The organism is Pseudomonas sp. NY11955 (assembly GCF_048068035.1).
GTDB lineage: Bacteria > Pseudomonadota > Gammaproteobacteria > Pseudomonadales > Pseudomonadaceae > Aquipseudomonas.
The window spans coordinates 26,028-42,278 of sequence record NZ_JBLUPS010000016.1 but is presented as its reverse complement, the minus strand read 5'-3'; the positions used below and the strand labels follow the sequence as shown (position 1 = coordinate 42,278).

11 protein-coding genes and 1 tRNA gene are annotated in these 16,251 nt (G+C 64.3%); 2 read left to right on the top strand and 10 right to left on the bottom strand.

Features of this window, described 5'->3' with window-relative positions:
• Positions 1 to 4: 4 nt before the first annotated feature.
• Positions 5 to 814: a helix-turn-helix domain-containing protein gene (locus tag ACNFBR_RS24195; RefSeq protein WP_012270267.1), complete on the bottom strand. Its 810-nt coding sequence runs from the start codon at positions 812 to 814 to the stop codon at positions 5 to 7.
• A 178-nt stretch (positions 815 to 992) separates the two neighbouring features.
• On the opposite strand from ACNFBR_RS24195, the gene ACNFBR_RS24190 reads away from it, so the two are divergent.
• The gene (locus tag ACNFBR_RS24190) at positions 993 to 2,435 is read left to right on the top strand and encodes an alanine/glycine:cation symporter family protein (RefSeq protein ID WP_416737099.1); all 1,443 of its coding nucleotides are present in this window, start codon (positions 993 to 995) and stop codon (positions 2,433 to 2,435) included.
• A 72-nt stretch (positions 2,436 to 2,507) separates the two neighbouring features.
• A complete protein-coding gene (locus tag ACNFBR_RS24185) occupies positions 2,508 to 3,497 on the top strand; it encodes an asparaginase (RefSeq protein WP_416737098.1) in 990 nt (329 codons plus the stop codon).
• A 25-nt stretch (positions 3,498 to 3,522) separates the two neighbouring features.
• Here ACNFBR_RS24185 and ACNFBR_RS24180 read toward each other — a convergent pair.
• From ACNFBR_RS24180 to argH, 9 genes are all read right to left on the bottom strand, one after another.
• Positions 3,523 to 3,618: transfer RNA gene (locus tag ACNFBR_RS24180), tRNA-Sec, on the bottom strand.
• 6 nt (positions 3,619 to 3,624) lie between these two features.
• Positions 3,625 to 5,547, bottom strand: coding sequence for a selenocysteine-specific translation elongation factor (gene selB, locus ACNFBR_RS24175; protein ID WP_416737097.1), 1,923 nt, complete (start codon positions 5,545 to 5,547; stop codon positions 3,625 to 3,627).
• Positions 5,544 to 6,971, bottom strand: a complete 1,428-nt coding sequence (gene selA / locus ACNFBR_RS24170; RefSeq protein WP_416737096.1) for an L-seryl-tRNA(Sec) selenium transferase — start codon at positions 6,969 to 6,971, stop codon at positions 5,544 to 5,546. Before selA ends, selB begins: the two co-directional genes overlap by 4 nt.
• A 161-nt stretch (positions 6,972 to 7,132) precedes the next feature.
• Positions 7,133 to 8,053, bottom strand: a complete 921-nt coding sequence (gene fdhE / locus ACNFBR_RS24165; RefSeq protein ID WP_416737095.1) for a formate dehydrogenase accessory protein FdhE — start codon at positions 8,051 to 8,053, stop codon at positions 7,133 to 7,135.
• 4 nt (positions 8,054 to 8,057) lie between these two features.
• Positions 8,058 to 8,714: a formate dehydrogenase subunit gamma gene (locus tag ACNFBR_RS24160; protein ID WP_416737094.1), complete on the bottom strand. Its 657-nt coding sequence runs from the start codon at positions 8,712 to 8,714 to the stop codon at positions 8,058 to 8,060.
• Positions 8,711 to 9,661 (bottom strand): formate dehydrogenase subunit beta, encoded by a 951-nt coding sequence (gene fdxH, locus ACNFBR_RS24155; RefSeq protein ID WP_416737093.1) that lies wholly within the window; start codon positions 9,659 to 9,661, stop codon positions 8,711 to 8,713. Before fdxH ends, ACNFBR_RS24160 begins: the two co-directional genes overlap by 4 nt.
• A complete protein-coding gene (gene fdnG, locus ACNFBR_RS24150; RefSeq protein WP_416737092.1) occupies positions 9,661 to 12,729 on the bottom strand; it encodes a formate dehydrogenase-N subunit alpha in 3,069 nt (1,022 codons plus the stop codon). Before fdnG ends, fdxH begins: the two co-directional genes overlap by 1 nt.
• Before the next feature lie 170 nt (positions 12,730 to 12,899).
• Entirely contained in the window at positions 12,900 to 14,729 is a 1,830-nt protein-coding gene (locus tag ACNFBR_RS24145) for an ABC transporter ATP-binding protein (RefSeq protein WP_416737091.1), read from the bottom strand.
• 14 nt (positions 14,730 to 14,743) lie between these two features.
• Positions 14,744 to 16,249 (bottom strand): argininosuccinate lyase, encoded by a 1,506-nt coding sequence (gene argH / locus ACNFBR_RS24140; RefSeq protein ID WP_416737090.1) that lies wholly within the window; start codon positions 16,247 to 16,249, stop codon positions 14,744 to 14,746.
• Positions 16,250 to 16,251 lie beyond the last annotated feature (2 nt).

Genomic DNA, 16,251 nt, shown 5'->3' with positions numbered 1-16,251 from the left:
ACCCTTACTCGATCTCGAACAGCCCGTTACTGAGTGGCCTCACACTGAGCCGCTCACGTACATCATCGTCTATCCGCGGATCATCCGGCCGGTACAGTTTTACCTGCCGATAGGCGTTGATGCGATTGATCTCCTCGCCCAAGTACTCCCACACCACCCGGGTGCAGGCCGGGTTGCGCCGGTCACCGCTGGACACGCCGGCCTTCAGGCCGTTCAGGCGAGTGATACGGCTTTTGAAACTGGGGATGAGAATGGTCTGGCTCATTTCGTTGAAGGTCAACGACTCGTAGTCGATGAGGAACAACCGGTCCTGCAACTGAAACGCCGCCCCCAGGTAGCGGCAACGCACCTCGGCATGCTGGTCAGTGGCACTGGACCGCTCCTGCCGTTCCTGGCGCTCGAACAGGAAGCGGCCGCGCTCTTCCCACAGGTGCACCAGCGACACCAGGATCGTGCCCGGCACCGACATGCAGTTGGAATACTCGAAGTAATAGCCGCAATAGCGCGACAGGTTGCCGGCATGGTCGTGCAGCGGGCGGAACAGTTCGCTGATCGGGTCGCTGGGCTGCTCGGCCAGGGTCGACACCCGTGCACCAATCAGCCGGGCGAACTGCTCAGCCGGCAAGTTCAACTCGTAATCCTCGACGCCGAAGAAATCACCGATGCGCTTCAGGTTGAAAGCCGTCGGACGGCTCTGCCCGCTCAGGTACTTGTTGAACTGCGCGCGGTTGATCGACAGCTGGCGGCAAACTTCGGAAATAGAGCGGTAGTGGCTGCAGGCCAGTTTGAGGTTAGTAGCGAAATGATCGCTCATGTGTGAAATCCAGGTGACGCGAATGACGCCACTATAGCATCAAGTCGCATCAACTCAGAGCAACCCGCGAAATTGTAACCACTCTTGTCATGGCCAACCATGCGCCCCAACGAATAGCGGTGCGCCTGCCGTCCGCTGGTCTTTCCACACGAAGAATAAGAATCGAGGTCATTTTCCAATGCTCGAAGTAATCAACGATTTCCTTTCGGGGAAACTCCTCATCGTGCTGATCGTAGGGCTGGGTAGCTACTTCACCATCCGCTCCCGGTTCGTCCAGTTCCGCCATTTCGCCCACATGTTCAGCGTGTTCAAGGAATCGCTGCGTGGCCAGGCAGGCCAGCTGAGCTCCTTCCAGGCCCTGATGCTGAGCCTGGCCGGCCGCGTCGGCGCCGGTAACATCGCCGGTGTCGGTATCGCTGTGACCCTGGGTGGCCCAGGCGCCGTGTTCTGGATGTGGGTCACCGCACTGGTGGGCATGTCCAGCAGCTTCTTCGAATGTACCCTGGCCCAGGTGTACAAGCGCGCTGATGGCGATGGCCTTTACCGCGGCGGCCCGGCCTACTACATCCAGCACGGGCTGAAGCTGAAAAGCATGGCCATCGTGTTCTCGATCCTGCTGCTGGTCACCTACGGCTTCGCCTTCATCGGCCTGCAGTCGTACACCGTGACCCATTCGCTGCAAAACGCCTTTGCCTTCGACCCGAGCCACACCGGTATCGTCCTGGCTGTGCTGCTGGCCGTCACCTTCATCGGCGGCATCAAGCGCATCGCTGCGGTGTCGGACTTGCTGGTGCCGATCAAGACCCTGGCCTACATCGGCGTGACCCTGTACGTGATCGGCACCCAGATCGAACACGTGCCGGCTATGCTGGAAACCATCTTCAAGAGCGCCTTCGGCCTCGACCCGGCCTTCGGCGGCCTGCTCGGCAGCGCCATCGTCATGGGCGTGAAGCGTGGCGTGTTCGCCAACGAAGCAGGCCTGGGCAGTGCGCCTAACGTGGCAGCCGTGGCGGCTGTGAAACACCCGGGTGCGCAGGGCGTGGTCCAGGCGTTCAGCGTGTTCCTCGACACCTTCGTGATCTGCACCTGCACCGCACTGCTGATTCTGCTGTCGGGCTTCTACACCCCAGGCTTCGAAGGCGACGGCATTGTCCTGACCCAGAACTCGCTGGCCGCCGTGGTAGGTGACTGGGGCCGCGTGTTCGTCAGCGTGGCACTGTCGCTGTTCGTGTTCACCTGCATCCTCTACAACTACTACCTGGGTGAGAACAGCCTGCAGTTCCTCAGCCGCAACCGCGTGGTGCTGATGGTGTTCCGTGGCCTGGTGCTGGCACTGGTGGTATGGGGTTCGATGCAAGACCTGTCGACCGTGTTCGCCTTCGCCGACATCACCATGACCTGCCTGGCCTTCGTCAACCTGGTGGCCCTGGCCCTGCTGTTCAAGGTCGGCCTGCGCGTCATGCGCGACTACGACGAACAGCGCAAGGCCGGTGTGCAGCAGCCCGTGTTCGACTCGTCCAAGTTCGCCGACCTGGACCTGGACCGCAATGCCTGGCCTGCCAATCCACAGGTGGAAACAGCCGCTGACAAAGCAGCCTGCCAAGCTCAGCCGCAGCGCTGATATCCTCGCCTGCCCAGCCGCCCCTTCCGCGGGCGGCTTTTCTTTCTCCGCTCACCGCTACGGATGCTTTCCATGCGTGCAGTAAAGAATCTTCTCGTTCTCTATACCGGTGGCACCATCGGCATGCTCGAAACCCCGGAAGGCCTGGCGCCGGCCGGGGGCTTCGAAGCGCGGATGCGTGAACACTTTGCCCAGCTGGCCGATGCACCCCAGGTGCAATGGACGCTGCAAGAGCTGAACCCGCTGCTCGACAGCGCCAACATGCAACAGCACAACTGGCTGGCGATGCGCGATGCCATCGTCACGGCGGTGGATGTAGCGGGCCATGATGGCGTGCTGGTGCTGCACGGTACCGACAGCCTGGCCTACAGCGCTGCAGCGTTGTCGTTCCTGTTGCTGGGCCTGCCGGTACCGGTGCTGCTGACCGGCTCGATGCTGCCGGCAGGTGCCCCGGGCAGCGATGCCTGGGCCAACCTGTGCGGCGCGTTGCGCCAGTTCGAACAAGGCCTGGACGATGGCGTGCAGCTGTACTTCCACGGCCAACTGCTGCATGGCTGCCGGGCGTCGAAGCTGCGCAGCGAAGCGTTCGATGCCTTTGCCGCGCTACCGCGTCATCGCGACGGTGAGCGCGCCACGGCGATTCCCGCCGAGCTTGGCTACAAGCACCCGCGCCAGCCGGTCAACCTGGCGGTAGTACCGGTGTTCCCGGGGCTTCAGGCCGGGCACTTGCAGGGGCTGATCGACAGAGGTGTACAAGGGATTCTGCTGGAATGCTATGGCAGCGGTACCGGTCCATCGGATGACCAAGCACTGCTCAATGTGCTAAGCGCGGCGCGCCAGCGCGGCGTGATGCTGGCGGCTATCAGCCAGTGCCCTGAAGGTTCCGTGGTGTTCGATACCTATGCCGCAGGTAACCGCTTGCGCGGGGCCGGCCTGATCAGTGGTGGCGGCATGACCCGTGAGGCAGCGCTGGGCAAGATGCTTGCGCTGCTGGGGGCAGGGTTGGATGTCGAAGCCGCCGAGCAATGGTTTGCCCTGGACCTGTGTGGGGAACGGGCGTAGAAGCGGCCTTGGCGTCGAGTAAAAATGGCGGAAGGCAGCGGGAGTCGAACCTGCCCGGGAACGGCTGCCGTCCCCAACCGGGTTTGAAGCCCGGCCGCGCCACCGGGCGCGATTGCCTTCCTTGAATTCAGTGCCTGGCCTGCTGCTGGGCCAGGGCGCTGTCGGCGCGGATGTGACGTTGGTCGGCCACCCTCCGAGTCAGGCCGATGCGGTCGAAGTACTCCAGTATCTGCACACTGCGCTTGCGACCGATGCCCAACATATCGCGAAACGCGGCAACCTGCACTATCGGCGTTTCCCTTGCCTGCCCCAGCAGCAGCTCTGCCATGCGCTGTAGCGTCGCCTCCGGGTAGAACAGGTCGCGCACCACCTGATGCACCAGGCCCAGCCGAGCCAGCTTGCGCAGCAACAGGCGCACATCGCCTTCGGCGCAGTTCTCCTCACTCGCCAGCGTCCTGACCCAGGGCGGATCGTATTGCCCTGCGAGCAACCGGGGCTGCAAACGTGCCCACAATGCACCGTCGGCTTCGCTCAACTGAACCTTGTGATCGGGCAAATGCAGCCAAGGCCCGCTGCTGGCCATGGTGCCGTTTTCGAGCAGCTCATCCAGCAGGCTGACGAAGGCAGGCCGCTCCAGGGGCAAGGCTACAAAACGGCGCAGGCGGTCTCGGTCCGGGCCGAGCTGATCGGGCTCTTGCTCATGGAAACGCGCCAACTGCGCCAGCACCTGCTGCTTGAGCGCCTGCCACTGGGCATTGGCGAACAGCAGTTGGCCCTGCCGCGTGGCCACTACCAACACATCCTTCGGCAACTGCCAGGTTTCCCGCAGGCGATTGAACTGCCGCTCAAGTCGCTGCGGATCGACACCCCCCGGGGCGCTGGCAAGCAGTGCTGGCAGCGCCTGTTCCAGATCCGCAGCATCACGTAGCACCTGCAACTGCCGCAGGCGCTCATCGCTGCGGCGTTGGCGGCTGGGTGCGAACGGGTCGAGCACCTTGCCGCCGCCCAGGGTGCGCTGGGCACGTTGGTCGCGCAGCACCAGGCGGTCGCCGTGCACCGCTTGCAGCGGTGCGTTGAGCAGCAATTGGGCAAACATGCGTTGGCCAGCCGCCAGGCTTTCACCTTCCAGCAAGGCAACCCGCGCCGTTACATCCTGGGTGCCGAGGTGCACGTGCACAGCGCTGAAATGTTCGAAAGTTCGCGTCTCGCCCGCCAGCAGGTTCAGTTCGATATCCACCCGTACACTGGGCGCATGCAGCCATTCGGGCACCAGCCAGTCGCCCCTGTGCACCTGCTCCACGGTCAGGCGCTCGGCAGCGATGTTCAGCGCCACCCGTTGGCCTGCCTCGGCCACCAATGCGGCCTGGCTCTGTGCATGCAGCCCACGTACCCGCACTGCTTTGCCGGCCTTGCCCAGCAACAAGGTATCGCCGGCGCTGACCCGCCCGGCCAGCGCCGTGCCGGTGACCACCACACCGGCGCCAGTCACCGCAAAGGCACGGTCGACGGCCAGGCGAAAGCCACCGCGCGCGCTGCGCACCCTTACATTTGCTTCAGCCTCCAGCAAGGCCTGACGCAGCGCTTCCACGCCGTCCCCGCTGATGCTCGACAATGGGAACTGCCGCGCACCGGCATACGGCCCTGCCGCCAGCAGTTCACTGACTTGCATCCGCACCTCGGCCAGGCGCGCCGGCTCGACCCGGTCGCATTTGCTGATCGCCACCAAGGCCTGGGGAATGCCCAGCAGCTCGATGATCGCAAGGTGCTCACGGGTCTGCGGCATGACCCCGTCGTCGGCAGCCACGACCAACAGCACCAGGTCGATACCATGGGCACCGGCCAGCATATTGTGGATAAACCGCTCATGCCCCGGCACATCGATGAAGCCAGTCAGTGGTGCGCCTTCGCTCAACGCTGCATAGCGGTAGCCAAGGTCGATGGTCATACCGCGAGCACGTTCCTCCTGCCGCTGGTCGCCGGCCTGGCCGGTCAGCGCCTGCAACAGTGCGGTCTTGCCGTGATCGATGTGGCCAGCGGTACCAACGATCACTGCACCGGCCCCAACTGCAGGGCCGGCAACTGGGCCAGCCACTGGGCTTCGTCGTCCAGTTGGCGCAGGTCCAGCCACAGCGCATCGTCGTCGATGCGGCCCAGCACCGGCACTGGCAGGTCACGCAGGGCTCGTTCCAGCACATGCAGGCTGCGCCCGCGCAACTTCTTCGACACTTGCGGGCGCAGGCACAGTGCGGCACTGGGCAGGCGCGCCACCGGTTGGCTGCCACTGCCGATCATGCCCAACGCTGGCGCCACGCTGACGGCCCATTGCTCGCCGAGGTGTGCCTTGAGTTCAGGCGCCAGGCGCTCGGCCTGGGCCTGGATCTCGGCCTGGCTGCGGGTCAGCAGGCGCAGACTGGGCAGGCGCTCGGCCAGGCGGTCGGGGTTGCGGTACAGCGCCAGCACCGCTTCGAGTGCGGCGAGGGTGATCTTGTCGACGCGCAGCGCACGCTTGAGCGGGTTCTTCTTGATCCTGGCGATCAAGTCCTTGCGCCCGACGATGATCCCGGCTTGCGGCCCGCCCAACAGTTTGTCGCCACTGAAGGTGACGATATCGGCGCCGTCGGCCAAAGCCTGACGTACCGTCGGTTCGGCGGGCAGGCCCCAGCGGGTAAGGTCGAGCAGGCTACCGCTGCCCAGGTCTTCAAGCAGCGGCAGCGCATGTTGGTGGGCAATACGCGCCAGCTCGGCAGTAGGCACCTGGGTGGTGAACCCCTGGATGCTGTAGTTGCTGCAATGCACACGCATCAGCAGGCCTGTGCGCGGGCCGATGGCGGCCTCGTAGTCGCGGGCGTGGGTGCGGTTGGTGGTGCCGATTTCGTGCAGCTTCACGCCGGCACGGGCCATGATGTCGGGAATGCGGAAGGCGCCACCGATCTCGATCAGCTCGCCACGGGAGATGATGCCTTCCTTGCGCGCGCCGAGGCTGTTGAGCGCCAGCAGCACAGCGGCGGCGTTGTTGTTGACCACGGTGACGGCTTCGGCACCGGTCAACTCGCGGATAAGGCCCTCGATCAGGTCATCTCGGTCACCGCGTTTGCCTGTGGCCAGGTCAAACTCCAGGTTGAGCGGATAACGCGCGGCGGTTTGCATGGCCTCGATGGCCTCTTCCGGCAACAAGGCGCGGCCGAGGTTGGTATGCAGCACGGTGCCGGTGAGGTTGAACACACGGCGGACCTGGCTGCGCTGCTGAGCGGCCAGGCGTTCGCCGGTGCGGCCCAAGAGGATTTCGGGGGACAGTTCGACCGCACTGAGCTGTCCGTTGCGGGCGGGATCGCGCAGGTCGTCGAGCAGTTGGCGCAGGGTGGCCAGGACTGCTTCGCGACCGTGGCGGTCGATCAGTGGAAGGCCGGCTGGGTGGCGCAAGAGGGTGTCGATAGAGGGCAGGCGTGGGGTGTCATTGGCTAGGCTTGAAGGCATGCGGTACTACCTTGGACTGGTCCGTTGCTGTGCTGGCCCTTTCGCGGGCATGCCCGCTCCCACAGGGTTCTCCACAGGTCTCAAAGCCTGCGCAGCTGAATGTGGGAGCGGGCGTGCCCGCGAAAAGGGCGACTCGATACATCAGTGTAGACACTCACCCACTACCCAGGCGCAAGCATCAGATTGGGTGCCAGGCGATGGAAGCCCTCCTCATCCAGGCGCAGGTCCAGCGCCAGGCTGGCGAGGTCGTCGGCCAACGGCTCGGCCGCCGCATCGTTCTCCAGGTAGTTCTGCTTCAGGTAGCTTTCGCACCCCGGACAGCATTCGGCACGCAGCGGCGCTTTGCCGGGCGCATGGCGGTCATCCTCAAGGCTGGTGTAACGCAAATCCTTGCTCGACTCGCAGTACACGCACTTGACCCGCACCACATGCCACTCACAGGCACACAACGAACAGGCCAGGTAACGCAAACCGTTGTGCTTGCCACGGTTACGCACCACCCCGGCCATCGCCGGCGAACCACAGGCCGGGCACTGGGCCAGGCTTGCGGCAGGCTTGAGCTCGGGTGTGGGCAGCGCCAGCAGCCAGCTGGACCAGGCCGCCTGCAAGGCAGCGCCGAGGAACGGTACCAGTGCCGCAGGCACCGCGTCGTACTGGCCTGACAGCAAAGCAATGCCCCAGCCCTTGCGCTGGCGGTCTTCACTGCCACGCAGCATCTGCACGGCCTCACCCAGCGGGCCAGTGCTTTCGCCGTTGAAGTGTTCAAGGAGGGCTGCCAACCAGACCAGCCACGGCCCTTCTCGCACCAGGCTGTCAGCCGCCAGCGGCGGCAAACCATGACTTATGCACAGGCGTTGACGCGCCTCAGCCACCGGCATGCCGCCGGGGGGGTTATCCACAAGCTGCTGCTGGATGCGGCACAACCGCGCAATCAGCCTCAGGTAATCGCCAAGGGCATTGCCTTCGGCCAGTTGCTCCAGGCGCGCGGCGCGCAGTTCAAACAGGTTGGCGGCAGGCAGGTGCAGAAACGGCGGCGTTACCGCCGACGCTTCGATCTGCCCGGGTTCGAGTATCGTGCTCAAGCGCTCATCCTTCTTTTCGTCCGTGATTGCCCGGCGTCTTGTCGCCGGTCACTTCGCGGTACCACAACTCATGGTGCTTGCGTGCCCAGGCGCGGCTGACCCAGCCATGCAGCATCGCGCCGATCGAGCCCTTGATCCAGATACCGGCGTAGATGTGCACGATGATACTGAGGACCAGCACGAACGCCGCCAGCGCGTGCAACAGCGCAGACAGGCGTATGGCTTCGATGCCGAACCAATGGCTGAAGTAGGCGCGCCAGATCACCACGCCACTGACCAGCAGCACCAGCATGCACGTCAGCAGGGTCCAGAACAGCAGCTTCTGCCCAGCGTTGTACTTGCCGATGGGCGGCACGCCGTCCTCACGATTGACCATTACCCGGTCGATGCGGCGCAGCCACAGGCGGTCGTTGGCGGTGATGAAGTTGGCACGCCAGAAGCGGATCACCAAGCCGAGGAAAAACACGAACATCGCCACCCCCATGAACGGGTGCAGGATACGTGTCCACGGCCCGCCGCCGAACAGGTGGCTAAGCCAGAACAGCGCCGGATGGAACAGCGCCAACCCGGAAAGCCCGGCCATGAAGAACAGAATGGCGACGATCCAGTGGTTGGTCCGCTCATTGGCGTTGTAGCGCAGGATGGGTTTGTTATCACTCATGGCCGCTGCTCCCCTTGCCCACCGGGCTGCTTCGGATCGTAGACATGCACCGCCGGGTCCACCTGGTGCACGCTGTCATCGGGTGGCGTAGGGTGTTCGTCCTCCTCCACCCGCTGCGGCCCGATCCGCACGTAGTGGAAGAACCCAGCCAGCACCGCCGCGCCCATCGCCAGCAGCGCCAGCGGCTTGGTGAAGCCCTTCCACAAGCCCACCAGCGGGCTGATCACCGGTTGGTCCGGCAGGCCGGCGTACAGCTTCGGCGTGTCGGCATGGTGCAGCACGTACATCACGTGGGTGCCACCGACGCCATCTGGGTCGTACAACCCGGCCTTGTCGTAGCCCCGCGACTTCAGGTCGACGATGCGCTCGGCAGCATGCACCTTCATCTCGTCCTTGCTGCCAAACACGATCGCCCCGGTGGGGCAGGTTTTCACACAGGCCGGCTCCAGGCCCACGGTCACGCGGTCGGAACACAGGGTGCACTTGTACGCCTTGTGATCCTTTTGCGAGATGCGCGGAATGTTGAACGGGCAGCCGGTGATGCAGTAGCCGCAACCGATGCAGTGGTCCTGGTTGAAGTCGACGATACCGTTGGCGTGCTTGATGATCGCCCCCGGGCTCGGGCAGGCCTTCAGGCAACCTGGGTCGGCGCAGTGCATGCAGCCATCCTTGCGGATCAGCCACTCCAGGTTGCCGTCGTCGCGCTCGTGCTCGGTAAAGCGCATCAGCGTCCAGGTCTCGGCAGTGAGGTCCTGGGGGTTGTCGTAGGTGCCGTGGTTGTGGCCGACCTCGTCACGCAGTTCGTTCCATTCCGAACACGCCACCTGGCAGGCCTTGCAGCCAATGCACTTGGTGGTATCGATCAGCTTGGCGACCTCCTGCTGCTGGCGTACCGAGGGCGGCACGGTGGTGGTGGCCGAGCGGGCGATGATGTCTTGGCTGGCCATCAGAGTTTCTCCACTTTGACGAGGAACGACTTGGACTCTGGGGTCTGCGTGTTGCCGTCACCGAGGAATGGCACCAGGGTGTTGGTCAGGTAGCCATGCCGGGTAGCGCCAGTGAAACCCCAGTGCAGCGGAATGCCGATCTGGTGCACGGTCTGGTTGTTGACCTGCAGCGGGCGAATTCGCTTGGTCACCACCGCCACCGCATCGATATGCCCACGCTTGCTCGACACCCGCACCCGGTCGCCAGCCTTGATGCCCTTCTCGTTGGCCAGCACCTCGCCAATCTCGACGAACTGCTCGGGCTGGGCAATGGCGTTGAGCCGGCAGTGCTTGCTCCAGAAGTGGAAGTGCTCGGTCAGCCGGTACGTCGTTGCCGCGTACGGGAACTCGTCATGCTTGCCGAGGGTGTCCCACACCGAGTCGAAGATGCGCCCAGCCGGGTTGCTGATCACCTTCTTGTTCTGCGGGTGCAGCGGGTTGATACCAATCGGCGTTTCGAACGGCTCGTAGTGCTCGGGGAATGGGCCTTCGGCCATTTTGTCGATCGCGAAGAAACGCGCCACGCCCTCGGGGTTCATGATGAACGGGTTCATCCCCGCCTCAGGCGGCGAGTCGACCTTGAAGTCGGGCACGTCGGTACCCGTCCATGCCTTGCCGTTCCACCACACCAGGCGTTTCTTCTCCGGATCCCAAGGCTTGCCCTGCGGGTCGCTGGAGGCACGGTTGTAGAGGATGCGGCGGTTGGCCGGCCAAGCCCAGGCCCAGTTCTGCACCTGATGCATGCCATACGGGTCGCTGTTGTCGCGACGGGCCATCTGGTTACCCTGCTCGGTCCAGCTGCCGGCGAAGATCCAGCAACCGGATGCCGTGCTGCCGTCGTCCTTCATCTGGGCAAAGCCAGACAGCTGCTGGCCGGCCTTGAGCGTTGCGCCCGTGGCGTCGGTCAGGTCGGTGACCGCCCAACCGTTCATTTCCTTGGCCAGCTCCTCCGGGGATGGCTCATCGGGAATCTTGTACGGCCAGTTGATGTTCATCATCGCGTCAGGGTAGGCGCCGCCCTCGGCCTGGTAGCGTTGGCGCAGGCGCAAGAACAGTTCGCTCATGATCTGCACGTCGGTACGGGTCTCGCCCGGGCCGTCGGCGCCCTTCCAGTGCCACTGCAGCCAGCGGCTGCTGTTGACCAGCGAGCCGTCTTCCTCGGCGAAGCAGGTGGTGGGCAGGCGGATCACTTCGGTCTGGATGTTGGCTGTGTCGACATCGTTGAACGGCCCGGCGTTGCGCCAGAATTCCGAGGTTTCGGTGGCCAGCGGGTCCATGATCACCAGCCACTTGAGCTTGCCCAGCGCCGCCGTGACGCGGTTCTTGTCCGGCAGCGCGGCGATCGGGTTGAAACCTTGGCACATGTAGCCGTTGACCTTGCCCTGGCCCATCATCTCGAACATGCGCAGTACGTCGTAGGCCGGTACATCGAGCTTGGGCAGCCAGTCATAACCCCAGTTGTTTTCCGCCGTGGCGTTGGCCCCGTACCAAGCCTTCATCAGGCTGACGTGGAACTTGCCGTAGTTCTGCCAGTACGACAGCTGCCCAGGACGCAGCGGCTTGGACGCGCGCTTGTCGATGTAGGCGGCGTAGTCCTGCTCGGCGTCACCGGCCAGCGTCAGGTAGCCCGGCAGCGAGTTGGACAGCAGGCCAAGGTCGGTCAGGCCCTGGATGTTGGAGTGCCCACGCAGGGCGTTGACCCCGCCCCCAGGCATGCCGACGTTGCCCAGCAGCAACTGGACCATGGCCGCACTGCGGATGATCTGCGCACCGATCGAATGCTGCGTCCAGCCCAGCGCGTAGAGGATCGTCATGGTCTTGCCCGGTACCGAGCAGGTGGCGATCTCTTCCCAGACCTTCATCATGGCGTCCTGCGGCATGCCACAGGTCATGCTCGCCAGCTCCGGGGTATAGCGGCTGTAATGCTGCTTCATCAGCTGGAACACGCAACGCGGGTGTTGCAGGGTCGGGTCGACCTTGGCATAGCCGTCCTCACCCAGCTCGTAACCCCAGCCGGACTTGTCGGCATACACACGCTTGGCCTCGTCGTAGCCGCTGAACAGCCCATCCTCGAAGCCATAGTTCTCTTTGACGATGAACGACACGTCGGTGTAATTGCGCACGTACTCGTGCTGGATCTTGTCGGTGCTCAGCAGGTAATTGATCAGCCCGCCCATGAAGGCGATATCGGTACCGGTGCGGATCGGCGCGTAGTAGTCCGCCACCGAAGCGGTACGGGTAAACCGCGGGTCGACCACGATCAGCCGCGCCTTGTTGTGCGCCTTGGCCTCGGTCACCCACTTGAAGCCGCACGGATGCGCTTCTGCTGCGTTGCCACCCATCACCAGGACCAGATTCGCGTTGGCGATATCGGACCAGTGGTTGGTCATGGCGCCACGGCCGTACGTCGGGGCAAGACTTGCCACCGTCGGGCCATGTCAGACACGTGCCTGGTTATCGAACCCCAGCATGCCTGTTGCGCGGACGACCTTGTGGGTCAGGTAGCCAGCCTCGCTGGAGGCGGCGGAGGCTGCCAGAAAACCGGTGGTGAGCCAACGGTTGACGGTTTGCCCCTGGGCGTTCTTCTCGATGAAGTTGGCGTCGCGGTCCTGCTTCATCAGGTCGGCGACGCGGTCGAGCGCCTCGTCCCAGCTCACCCGCACCCACTCCTTGCTGCCCGGCTTGCGTACCTCGGGATACTGCAGGCGGCTCGGGCTGTGGATAAAGTCCAGCAGGCCGGCGCCTTTCGGGCAGAGAGTGCCGCGGTTGACCGGGTGGTCGGCGTCACCTTCGATATGGATGATGTTCTGTTTGACGTTTTTACCCGCATCGCCCTGGCTGTACAGGATCAGGCCGCAGCCGACCGAGCAGTAGGGGCAGGTGTTACGGGTTTCTTTAGTGTGCGCCAGCTTGAAGTGACGCACCTGCTCGGCGAAGGCCGGCGTCGGGGCCATGCCCAACGCCGCCAGGCTCGAGCCTCCAAGGCCGACAGCGGCGACCTTGAAGAACTGCCGACGGTTCAGGTCCATCGTGCACTCCTGATCAGGTTTGGACGCGCGGAACATGGCCGGCGCCTCTTGGTAGTCACGGTGGCGGTTTTGACGGCCGCCAATAGATAAGACTAGTCAAGAATCGAGAAGGTGCGATGACCTGGGTCAGGGTTGACGGCCTTACCGCCAGCAGCGGCAACGCAGGGTCCTCATGCCACCGCTGAAATGGCGACGAAATGCCCCGGCGCAACTTCCCGATACTGCATGGCCGCAGCCTGGTAACCGATGCCGTGAATACGGCTGGGAACCGCCTCGCTCATCAGGTTGAACGGTTTCCTCTGCACATTCATGTCCGCCGAAGGCACCGCACTGAGCAACCGCTGGGTATACGCATGCCCCGGGTTCTCGAATACGCTGCGGCGCGGCCCGATCTCGACGATCCGCCCGTGATACATCACCCCCACCCGATGGCTGACCCGTTCGACCACCGCCATGTCATGGGAAATGAACAGGAAGGCAATACCCCGCTCCCGCTGCAGGTCCTGCAGCAGGTTGATGACCTGGGCCTGGATCGACACGTCCAGCGCCGACACCGCTTCATCGGCAATGATCAATTTGGGCGAAAGGGTAAGCGCGCGAGCGATGCAGATCCGTTGCCGTTGCCCGCCGGAGAACTCGTGCGGGTAGCGCTGCGCGTGCTCGGCTCCCAGCCCTACCCGTTCGAGCAACTCGGCAACCTGCCGACGCGCAGCATCACCCCTGGCAATACCGTGCACCAACAGCGGTTCCATCAGGCTCTGCTCGATGGTCAGGCGCGGGTTGAGGGAGGCATATGGGTCCTGGAAAACCATCTGGATATCACGCCGTAGCGCTTTCATCTCTGCCCTGCCCAAGGCACCGACATCCCTGCCTTGGAACAGAATGTTGCCGCCCTGGATGGGCATCAGCCCGGCCACTGCCCGGGCGCTGGTGGACTTGCCGCAGCCCGACTCCCCTACCAATGCCAGGGTTTCGCCTGGGTAGATCTGGAAGTCGATCGACTCCACCGCGTGTACGCGCCGCTGGACTTTGCCGAGGATGCCCCCACGCAGGTCATAGCGAATCGACAGCGACTCGACGCTGAGGATTGGTGCGCCCTGATAATCCGGCGCCCGCGCCGCATCCTGCGGCCCTTGCGCCGACGGCTCGTCGACCAGGGCGAATTTGGCCGGCAGGTCACTGCCGCGCATCGACCCGATCTTCGGCACTGCCGCCAACAACGCCTGGGTGTAGGGCTGGCGCGGGTGCAGCAGCACGTCCTTGGCCGCGCCGTGCTCGACGGTCTCGCCGCGTTTCATGACCATCACCTCGTCGGCCACCTCCGCCACCACGCCCATGTCATGGGTGATAAAGATAACGCCCATGCGCAGGCTGTCCTGCAGCTCCTTGATTATCCGCAGGATCTGCGCTTGCACGGTGACGTCCAGCGCGGTGGTCGGCTCGTCGGCGATCAGCAGGGTCGGTTCGCACACCAGCGACATGGCGATCATGATGCGCTGGCGCATACCGCCGGACAGTTCGTGGGGGAAACGCCCCATGACCTGCCGGGCATCGGGGATGCGCACCAGGTCTAGCATACGCAGGGCCTGGGCCTCGGCGCTGGCGCGGCCGCAGCGCTTGTGCAGGGTGATCGCCTCGACCAACTGGGTGCCGACCTTGAACACCGGGTTCAGGGAGGTCATCGGCTCCTGAAAGATCATCGACATCGCCGAGCCACGCAGCCGGCGCAGCAGCGATTCGGGCGCCGTCACCAGGTCGACCAGCGCACCATCGCCGGTACGCAGGTGCATTGAGCCAGACACCACACGCCCGCCAGCGCGCCCGATCAGGCCCATCATGGCCATCGAGGTCACCGACTTGCCGGAGCCGGACTCACCGACGATGGCCAGTGTCTGGCCTCGGCCGACTTCGAAGGACACATCGCGGACCACCGGCGCCTCGCCATCGCTGCCGAAGGCCACGCTCAGGTTCTCGACCCGAGCGACCAGGTTTTCGTTCATCAAGGTGACCTCCTTCAATCGACGATCCGCGCCACGGCGGCATCCAGCGCGGCCCGGGCACCAGCCACCTTGCCCTGGTGTGCAACCACCCACAGGCGGTCTTGCGCCAGCTCGTCCTGGGCAACCGTCAGCAGGCGACGCACCTCGGCGGGGCCGACGCCACCGGTGGAAATGCGCGTTTCCACGAACGTACGCGGGTTGAGCGCGTCACGCACCTGCGCATCGCTATAGCCCAGGGTCGAGCCGATGGTTTCCTCGGCGGCCTGGTCCAGCGCCGCTCCGGTGACCTGCTGCGGCAGCACGCCGGCGGCCAGGCTGTTGCGCACCAGCCGTGCGACCACGTGATGCACCTGGCGGAAGCTGATACCGCGCTCACGCACGATGACATCGGCCAGGTTGCTGGCAGTGCACCAGCTGCCCGACAGCAGCTCGCTCATGCGCGCCTCATGCACTTTCAGGGTCTCGACGATGCCGGTGAACAGGTCAAGCATGCCTTCGGTGACTTCCAGCGCCCGCTGGATCAATGGCAGGTCGCGCATGGCCTGGTCGCCGGTACCTTCGGCGCGGAAGGTCGCCAGCGCCGTGCTCAGCCAGGTGACCGACTCGCCCGCGGCCTTCTTGATGGTCTCCAGGCCCGACGGGTTCTTCTTCTGCGGGAAGATGCTGCTGGTGCCGCAATAACTGTCGTCGCTCTCGACCGTGGCAAATTCGACGCTGGACCAGATGTGAAGGTCCGTGGCCAGGTCATTCAGGTCGGCCATGATGAACGACAGCGCACCGATCGCCTCGGCCGCGTACCAGGCTTCGCGGCCCAGCTTTGAGTTTTCCACCAGGCTGTCGAAGCCCAGCAGCTCGGTGGTGCGGTTGCGGTCCAGTGGCCACGAGGTGCCGGCCAGCCCCACCGCGCCCAGCGGGTTGCGGTTGACGCGGGCATAGGCTTGGGCCAGACGGCTGAAGCTGTCGTGCAGGCGGGTGCTGAAACTCAGCAGGTAATGGCCGAAGACCCACGGCTGGGCATGCTGCATGTGGGTGTAGCCCGGCATGATGGTGTCGGCATGGCGCGTGGCCTGCTCGATCAGCGCTTGCTGGAAGCCATTGATGCGCGCCAGCACCGCGAGGATGCGCTTGCGGTCGTACAGCCGGCGCACTGTGGCGCCCTGGTCGATGCGGCTGCGGCCGGTGTGCATCTGGCCGGCGTTGTCTTCGCCGATGCGGGCGAACAGGTAGGACTCGACCTGCAGCAGGAAGCTGCCCTTCCTGACATCGAACGGGAACTCGGAGGTGGCCAGCTCGCGAATCTTGCGCAGTTCGGCGAGGATCGACTGGCCTACCGGACGGGCGAGGATCTGCTGCTCGACGAGCATGACGGTGTGCGCCAAGTCGACCTCGATGAACTCGTGGAACTGCCGGATCTCGGTATCCAGGGCCGGTATATCATGGTATTTCACCATCCGCTCAGCGGCTGGCGCACTCAGGCGGGCATCGGTGAGCAAGGTTTCGTGTGCGTGTGCTTTGGACATGG

Bases quoted from the DNA above. Each gene is read 5' to 3' on its own strand.
- ACNFBR_RS24195 (WP_012270267.1), bottom strand. From the start codon at position 814: ATGAGCGATCATTTCGCTACTAACCTCAAACTGGCCTGCAGCCACTAC.
- ACNFBR_RS24190 (WP_416737099.1), top strand. From the start codon at position 993: ATGCTCGAAGTAATCAACGATTTCCTTTCGGGGAAACTCCTCATCGTG.
- ACNFBR_RS24185 (WP_416737098.1), top strand. From the start codon at position 2,508: ATGCGTGCAGTAAAGAATCTTCTCGTTCTCTATACCGGTGGCACCATC.
- selA (WP_416737096.1), bottom strand. From the start codon at position 6,971: ATGCCTTCAAGCCTAGCCAATGACACCCCACGCCTGCCCTCTATCGAC.
- ACNFBR_RS24160 (WP_416737094.1), bottom strand. From the start codon at position 8,714: ATGAGTGATAACAAACCCATCCTGCGCTACAACGCCAATGAGCGGACC.
- fdxH (WP_416737093.1), bottom strand. From the start codon at position 9,661: ATGGCCAGCCAAGACATCATCGCCCGCTCGGCCACCACCACCGTGCCG.
- ACNFBR_RS24145 (WP_416737091.1), bottom strand. From the start codon at position 14,729: ATGAACGAAAACCTGGTCGCTCGGGTCGAGAACCTGAGCGTGGCCTTC.
- argH (WP_416737090.1), bottom strand. From the start codon at position 16,249: ATGTCCAAAGCACACGCACACGAAACCTTGCTCACCGATGCCCGCCTG.